This is a genomic window from Streptomyces sp. SID5785, assembly GCF_009870065.1.
Taxonomy (GTDB): Bacteria; Actinomycetota; Actinomycetes; order Streptomycetales; family Streptomycetaceae; genus Streptomyces.
In genome coordinates, this window is record NZ_WWIA01000818.1 from 1 (window position 1) to 7,140 (window position 7,140).

Sequence of the window (7,140 nt, forward strand, 5' to 3'; positions counted from 1 at the left end):
CAGGCGAGCAGATAGACCGCGACGGCGGTGGCGAACCCGCCGACCACGGCGCCCGAGGCGGTCTGCGCCGCGCCCGCGTCGAGCAGGATGATGGCGACCAGTGCGCCCGCCGAGGCGCCGTTGCCGAAACCGATGATGTCGGGGCTGCCCAGCGGGTTGCGGGTGAGCGACTGGAACACGGCGCCGGCCATGCCCGAGCCGAACCCGACGAGCACGGCCACCAGGGCGCGCGGGAGCCGCAGGTCGAGCACGATGAACTCCGCGCCGGGCGGCCCGTTCCCGGCGAACGTGCGCAGCACCTCGACGGGCGAGAGCGCGTACGTGCCGGTGCCGACGGAGAGCACGACGACCACCGCGCCGCACACGGCGAGGGCGAGGCAGACGAGGGCGGTGCGCGGGTCGAAGCGCAGCGAGTAGCGGCCCGCCCGCAGACGTCCGCGGGACCGGTCGGTGCGGGGAGTGTCGAGGAGGGTCACAGCTGGGCCACCTTCCGGCGCCGGACGAGCTGGACGAAGAGCAGGCCGCCCAGGAAGGACGTGACGATGTCCACCTCGATCTCGGACGGCGGGACGACCACCCGCCCGACGACGTCCGACAGCAGCATCAGCGCGGGCGCGAACAGGGCGCAGTAGGGGAGCATCCACCGCGGGTCCGGCCCGGTGAACGCGCGGACCGCGTGCGGGATCATCAGGCCGACGAAGCCGATCGGGCCGCAGACCGCCGTGGCACTGCCGCACAGCAGCGTGATGGCGACGACGGACAGCACCCGGGTGCGCCGCACGGACGTGCCGAGCGCGCGGGCGTGGTCCTCGCCGAGCGACAGCGCTCCCAGCGGCCGGGCCAGCGCGAAGGCCAGCAGGGCTCCCGCGACGATCAGCGGCAGGGCGGTCAGCAGGAGCTCGGGATCGCGCTTGTCGAGGGTTCCGACCGACCAGTGCCGCATCGAGTCGAGCGTGCTCAGGTCCCACAGCTGCAGCCCGTTGACGTAGCCGAACAGGGCGGCGTTGACGGCGGTCCCGGCGAGGGCGAGGCGGACCGGGGTGGCCGCGCGGGTGCCGCCGAGTGCGTTGACGGCGACGGCGGCGAGGGCCGCACCGGCGAGCGCGAACCAGAGATAGCCCGTGAAGGAGGTGATGCCGAGCACGCCGATCGCGGTGACGACCGCGGCGGACGCACCCGCGTTCACCCCGAGCAGTCCGGGGTCGGCCAGCGGGTTGCGGGTGAGGACCTGCATCACGCCGCCCGCGAGACCGAGCGCGGCTCCGACGGTCACGCCGATCAGGGTTCGGGGCAGCCGCAGTTCCCGGACGATGCCGTCGAACCGTGACCCGCCGGGGGAGACGAGCGCCGACCAGACATCGCCGGGCGGAATGTGTTCGGTGCCCACCGCGAGGGACAGGGCGACGGTGATGACCAGCGCGGACGCACCCACCAACAGGCCGGTGGCGCGCGGCGGTCGGCTGCGCGGGCCGGCCGGGGGCGGATGACCGACTCCCGGCCCGGATCGTGTTTCGGTCGACATGAACGTAGCTTAGGCTAACCTAAGTAAGTCTGCTAAAACTGGTGTCGCCCACTTCGGCCCGTCGCAGGAAGAGGAGTCATGTACGTCCAGTCCGCTGTGCCCGCAGCCCTGCCGGACCACCGTCCGGAGCGCCTCACCGGGCCGTGCGTCGAGCGGCTCCTCGCCCGTCTGCGCGCGACCGAGATCACCGAACACCACCGGGTCGTCGAGGAGTTCTGGCGCCGGGCCGAGACCGCGGGGACCCCGCTGGTCGAGACCGTCGAGGGGCACCCCGACCACCGGATCGTCACCTTCCTGTGGCGGGGCCACCGCGCCACCCGGCAGGTGCTGTTCCTCGCGAACGGCCTCACGGACCGCGACCACCTCGCGGGATCACTCATGGACCGGGTCCCCGGCACCGACGTGTGGCACCTGGGTCTTCGGCTGCGTGTCGACCACCGCGGTGCGTACCGCATCGCGGCCGACGTCTCCGCGAAGGAGCCGCCCGAGGACGCCGGAGTGCTCCAGGCGCGGCTGCGTTCGCTCGCCTCCCACGCGGCTCGTGATCCGCTCAACCGCCACTGCGTACCGACCCGTTGGGGCGCCGCCGAGTCCTCGGTGCTGGCCCTCCCGGACGCCCCGGCCGAGGCCTGGGCGGGAGTGCCGGACGGACTGCCCGCCGGACGCGTCGAACGCCACCGCGCGCCCGCCGCCGCACTGGGCGGCCCCCGCGACGTGTGGGTCTACCTGCCTCCGGGACACCGCGACCCCGCGCCCGACGGCGACGGTGGGCTGCTGCCCGTCCTCGTGCTGGGCGACGGAGACATGTGGTTCGGCCGCATGCGGTTCCAGCACGTGCTCGACGCCCTCGTCGCCCGCGGGCTGCTGCCGCCGTTGGCCGTGCTCGCCCCCGACGCCGTCGACCGCCCGACCCGAGCCCGTCAACTCGGCGCCCACGACGCCTACGTGGAGTACCTCGCCGACGAACTCCTGCCTTGGGCATGGGAACGCTGGCCGGTCACCGCCGACCCCGGGCGGACCGTCGTGGCCGGCCAGGGCCTCGGCGCCATGGCCGCCCTGCACGCCGGACGCCTGCGCCCCGACTGTTTCGGCCACGTCGTCGCCCAGTCGCCGTCCCTGTGGTGGCGGCCCGGAACCCCGCCGGGGTCCGAGCACCGCGACACCTTCGGCACGCCCTGGATGGTCGGGCAGTTCGCCTCCGGCGCGCCACGGCTCGCCACCGTCCACCTCGACGTCGGCCTGCACGAGGGCGCCGCCGTCGACCACTGCCGCGCGCTCTACGACACGCTCCACTCCGTGCGCTGCGCAGTCACCCGCCGGGAGTTCAACGGCGGCCCCGACCACATCTGCTGGCAACAGGCCCTGGCCGACCGGCTCGTCGGCCTGCTGGGCCCGGCGCACTGACCACGAACCATCCGTCCCCTGCCGGGGGCAACCGCCCCCGGCCGTCCTCACCCAGGAGCATCACGCACATGTCCCCCCTCCGTTCCCTCCGCCGGCCCGCCCTGCTCGCCTGCACCGCCACCGTCACGGGAGCCCTGCTCCTGAGCGCCTGCGGCAGCGACGACGGCGACAGCGGTGAGAAGTCCGGCGCGAGCGCCACCCGCCGGATCACCGACGCCCAGGGCCGCGAGGTCACCGTGCCGCGCGCCCCGCAGAAGGTCGTCGCCCTCAGCGAGCCCACGCTCGACGCGGCGCTCGCCCTCGGCGTCGAGCCGGTCGGAGCGACCGCCGGCCGCGGCCAGAGCGGAGTGTCGACCTACCTCGCCGACAAGGCGGGCAAGGCCGAGGTCGTCGCGACCGTCGCCGAGGCCGACATGGAGAAGCTCGCCGCACTGCAGCCCGACCTCATCCTGCTCGACGAGACGACGGGCGCGAAGAAGACCGTCGCCAAGCTCCAGGAGATAGCACCGACCGTCGTCACCGCGAAGCTCAACGAGGACTGGAAGAAGTCCTTCACCGACACCGCGGACGCCCTCAACAAGAAGGCCGACGCCGAGAAGTGGCTGAAGGACTTCGACGGTCGGGTCGCCGACGTCAAGGGCAGACTCGGCGACAACGCGGGCCGGTCGGTCTCCGTCATCCGCTGGCAGGACGGCGCCCCCTCCGTCGTCGGCAAGGGCGACGGCGTCGTCGGCTCCACGCTCAAGGCCCTCGGCACCACCCGCCCCGCCGACCAGCAGGGCGCGAGCACCGGTCACAGCGAACCGGTCTCCCTGGAGAAGCTCGACACCATCGACGGCGACTGGATGTTCTTCGGCACCCTCGGCGACCGGGCCGACGGCGAGAAGGCCTACGGCCAGGCCCGCGAGGTCACCAACTTCAACAAGCTGAAGGCGCAGAAGAACCAGCACGTCGTCGTCGTCCAGGGGTCCGCCTGGAACAGCGCGGGCGGTCCGCTCTCCGCCCAGGTCGTCCTCGACGACATCGAGAAGGCGCTCGCCGAGTGAGCTCCCCACAGACACCGGACGCGGACCGCGCGGCGGAGCAGGCGGGACGGCTCGCCCTCGTCACCGGGGCCGGCCGCGGCATCGGCGCGGCGGTCGTCGACGCGCTCGCCGCCCGCGGCGCCCGGGTCCTGGCCACCGACCTCGACGCCGGATCCGTCGGGCAGGTCGCCGCCCGGCACCCGGACGGACAGGTCACGGCCCGCCGGCTCGACGTCACCGACGCGGCCGCCGTCGAGGCACTCGTCGCCGACGCGGAGGACACGCTCGGACCGCTGGACACCGCCGTCAACGTCGCCGGGATCCTGCGTACCTCACCCGTGCTCGACCTCGACGACACGGACTGGGCGGACACCTTCGCCGTCAACACCGGCGGCGTCCTCCACGTCAGCCGCTCCGTCGCCCGGCGCATGACGGGCCGCCGCCGCGGCAGCATCGTGACCGTCGCGTCCAACGCGGCCGGCATACCGCGCGCCGGCATGGCGGCCTACGCCGCGTCCAAGGCCGCGACCGTCATGTTCACCAAATGCCTGGGCCTGGAGGTCGCGGCGTACGGCGTGCGCTGCAACACCGTCTGCCCCGGCTCCACGCTCACCGACATGCAACGCGGCATGTGGGAGCGGTCGGGCGCCGACGCCGCGTCGGCCGAGCGCGCCGTCGTCGAGGGCGACCTCGCCGCCCACCGCACCGGGATTCCGCTCGGCCGCATCGCCGACCCCGCCGACATCGCCGACGCGGTCGCCTTCCTGGCGTCCGACCGCGCCCGCCACATCACGCTCCACGACCTGTACGTCGACGGCGGCGCGACCCTGCGCGCCTGACCGCTCCGGCGAACCCGCCGGACTCCGCACGGCGGGTCCGGGCCGCCGACCACGGCCCGGACCCGCCATCCCCCACGGGAGACACCGATGACCACGTCCCTGGACGGCCCCACCGACCGGGCCGCACACCCCGCCACCGGGGAGCTCACCACACCGGGCGCCGCCACCGCGCTCCTCGAGGACTATCGCCCCGGCACCGACCGCTTCCTCGCCTCACCGCACCAGACCCTCCTCGGCCGCGGCACGGTCGCCGAACTCGCCCCGGGCGACGCCCCGCTGAGCGCACGCGTCCAGTCCCTGCTCGACGCCCGCAGGCGCGCGGGACAGCGCGCCCCGCTCGTCATGGGCGCCCTGCCGTTCGCGCCCGACGCGCCGCCCGCCCTCGGCGTCCCGGCCACCGTCCGCTGGGCACCTCCGCTGCGCGAGGACCCGCTCATCGCGCTCCCGGTACCGCTCCCCGAGGGCGCCGCCGAGTGGACCGTGCGCGAGGTCCCGGCCGCCGCGGAGTACGGTGCGGCCGTCGCCGCCGCCGTGGCCCGCATGCGCGACGGCGAGTTCGACAAGGTCGTGCTCGCCCGTACCCTCGAACTCACCGCCCCGCACGCCCCCGACCTGCCCGCGATGCTGCGCCGCCTGGCCCGCCGGGATCCGGCGGGCCACACGTTCGCCGTGCCGAGCGCACCCGGCCGCACCCTGATCGGCGCGAGCCCCGAACTCCTGGTCGCCCGCCGCGGCGACACGCTCACCGCCAATCCGCTCGCCGGGTCGGCCCCGCGCAGCACCGACCTCGCCGAGGACGTGCGCCGCGCCGCCGCTCTCCTGGAGTCCCGGAAGGACCTGCACGAACACGCCGTCGTCGTCGACGCGGTGCGCGAGGCCCTCGCCCCGTACTGCCGCCGGCTCGACGTCCCCGAGCGCCCCACGCTCGTCCGTACCGCCGCGATGTGGCACCTCTCGACCACCGTCACCGGGGAGCTCGCCGACCCCGAGCACACCACGGCCCTCGATCTCGCCGCGGCACTGCACCCGACCCCCGCGGTGTGCGGCACACCGACCGGACTCGCCCGCCGGGTCATCGAGGAGTACGAACCCTTCGACCGCGGTGTCTACACCGGCATGGTCGGCTGGCAGGGCGCCGACGGCGACGGCGAGTGGGTCGTCACGATCCGCTGCGCCGAGGCCGAGGGCACCCGGCTGCGGCTCTTCGCCGGAGCCGGTGTGGTGGCCGCCTCCTCGCCCGAGGCCGAGACCGCCGAGACCGGCGCCAAGTTCCGTACGTTCCTGAACGCCGTGGGAGCCACCCTGTGAAGACCGCGCCCAGCACCACCGCCCCGGCCGCGACGACCCCGGGCACCGACGCCCCGACCTGGCCCGCCGCGTTCGCCGAGCGCTACCGCGCCGCCGGGTACTGGCGCGGCGAGACCTTCGGGGGCATGCTCCGCGACCGCGCCGAGCGGCACCCCGACCGCATCGCGGTCGTCGACCCCGCCCCGCAGCGCCGCACCTGGACCTACCGCGAGCTCGACGCGCGGGTCGACCGGCTCGCGGCAGGCTTCCTGAACCGCGGCATCGGCAAGGGCGACCGCGTGGTCGTCCAGCTCCCCAACACCGGCGAGTTCGCCGAGGTCGTCTTCGCCCTCTTCCGCATCGGCGCGCTGCCCGTGTACGCGCTGCCCGCCCATCGGGAGAGCGAGATCGCCTACTTCTGCTCCTTCACCGAGGCCGTGGCCTGCGTCGTCCCCGACCGGCACGCGGGCTTCGACCACCGCGCGCTCGCGAGCGCGGTCCGGGCGGCCGTGCCGAGCCTCGCGCACGTGTTCGTCGCCGGAGAGCCGGGGGAGCACACCGCGCTCGCCGACGTGCCCGACGAGCCCTTCCCCATCGTGGGTCCCGCACCGCACGAGATCGCCTTCCTGCAACTGTCCGGCGGCACCACCGGCCGGCCCAAGCTGATCCCGCGCACCCACGACGACTACCTGTACTCGCTGCGCGGATCGAACGAGATATGCGGCGTCGACGCGGACACCCGCTACCTCGTCGCCCTGCCCGCCGCCCACAACTTCCCGATGAGCAGCCCCGGCTGGCTCGGCACGCTGTACGCGGGCGGCACCGTCGTCATGGCCCCGGCCGCGGACCCGGACACCGCGTTCGCCCTCGTCGACCGCGAGCGCGTCACCCTGACCGGGCTCGTGCCGCCGCTGGCCCTCGCCTGGACGCAGGCCGCCCCCGACAGCCGCCACGACCTGTCCAGCCTCGAGCTCGTCCTGGTCGGCGGCGCGAAGTACAGCGAGGCGGCGGCCCGCCGCCTGACCCCCGCGCTCGGCAGCCGCCTGATGCAGGTGTTCGGCAT

The 7,140-nt window shown here is 74.6% G+C and carries 7 protein-coding genes; 5 read left to right on the plus strand and 2 right to left on the minus strand.

Annotated features, from left to right (window positions below; genetic code table 11):
* Together GTW43_RS26655 and GTW43_RS26660 are read right to left on the minus strand one after the other, a co-directional pair.
* Positions 1-476 (minus strand): iron chelate uptake ABC transporter family permease subunit (locus tag GTW43_RS26655; protein ID WP_161304519.1); only part of this gene is annotated, 476 nt, incomplete at its 3' end.
* Positions 473-1,522 (minus strand): iron chelate uptake ABC transporter family permease subunit, encoded by a 1,050-nt coding sequence (locus GTW43_RS26660; RefSeq protein WP_161304520.1) that lies wholly within the window; start codon positions 1,520-1,522, stop codon positions 473-475. The genes GTW43_RS26655 and GTW43_RS26660, both read right to left, overlap by 4 nt.
* A gap of 78 nt (positions 1,523-1,600) precedes the next feature.
* Between GTW43_RS26660 and fes the strand changes: the two genes are divergently transcribed.
* The 5 genes from fes to GTW43_RS26685 form a co-directional block, all read left to right on the plus strand.
* The gene (fes, locus tag GTW43_RS26665) at positions 1,601-2,926 is read left to right on the plus strand and encodes an enterochelin esterase (RefSeq protein WP_161304521.1); all 1,326 of its coding nucleotides are present in this window, start codon (positions 1,601-1,603) and stop codon (positions 2,924-2,926) included.
* A gap of 68 nt (positions 2,927-2,994) precedes the next feature.
* The gene (locus GTW43_RS26670) at positions 2,995-3,972 is read left to right on the plus strand and encodes an ABC transporter substrate-binding protein (RefSeq protein WP_161304522.1); all 978 of its coding nucleotides are present in this window, start codon (positions 2,995-2,997) and stop codon (positions 3,970-3,972) included.
* Positions 3,969-4,790: a 2,3-dihydro-2,3-dihydroxybenzoate dehydrogenase gene (locus tag GTW43_RS26675; protein ID WP_161304523.1), complete on the plus strand. Its 822-nt coding sequence runs from the start codon at positions 3,969-3,971 to the stop codon at positions 4,788-4,790. Before GTW43_RS26670 ends, GTW43_RS26675 begins: the two co-directional genes overlap by 4 nt.
* Positions 4,791-4,877: 87 nt before the next feature.
* On the plus strand, positions 4,878-6,098 hold the full coding sequence (locus GTW43_RS26680; RefSeq protein ID WP_161304524.1) for an isochorismate synthase: 1,221 nt from the start codon (positions 4,878-4,880) through the stop codon (positions 6,096-6,098).
* The coding region (locus GTW43_RS26685; protein WP_161304525.1) for an AMP-binding protein at positions 6,095-7,140 on the plus strand (1,046 nt) is incomplete at its 3' end. The genes GTW43_RS26680 and GTW43_RS26685, both read left to right, overlap by 4 nt.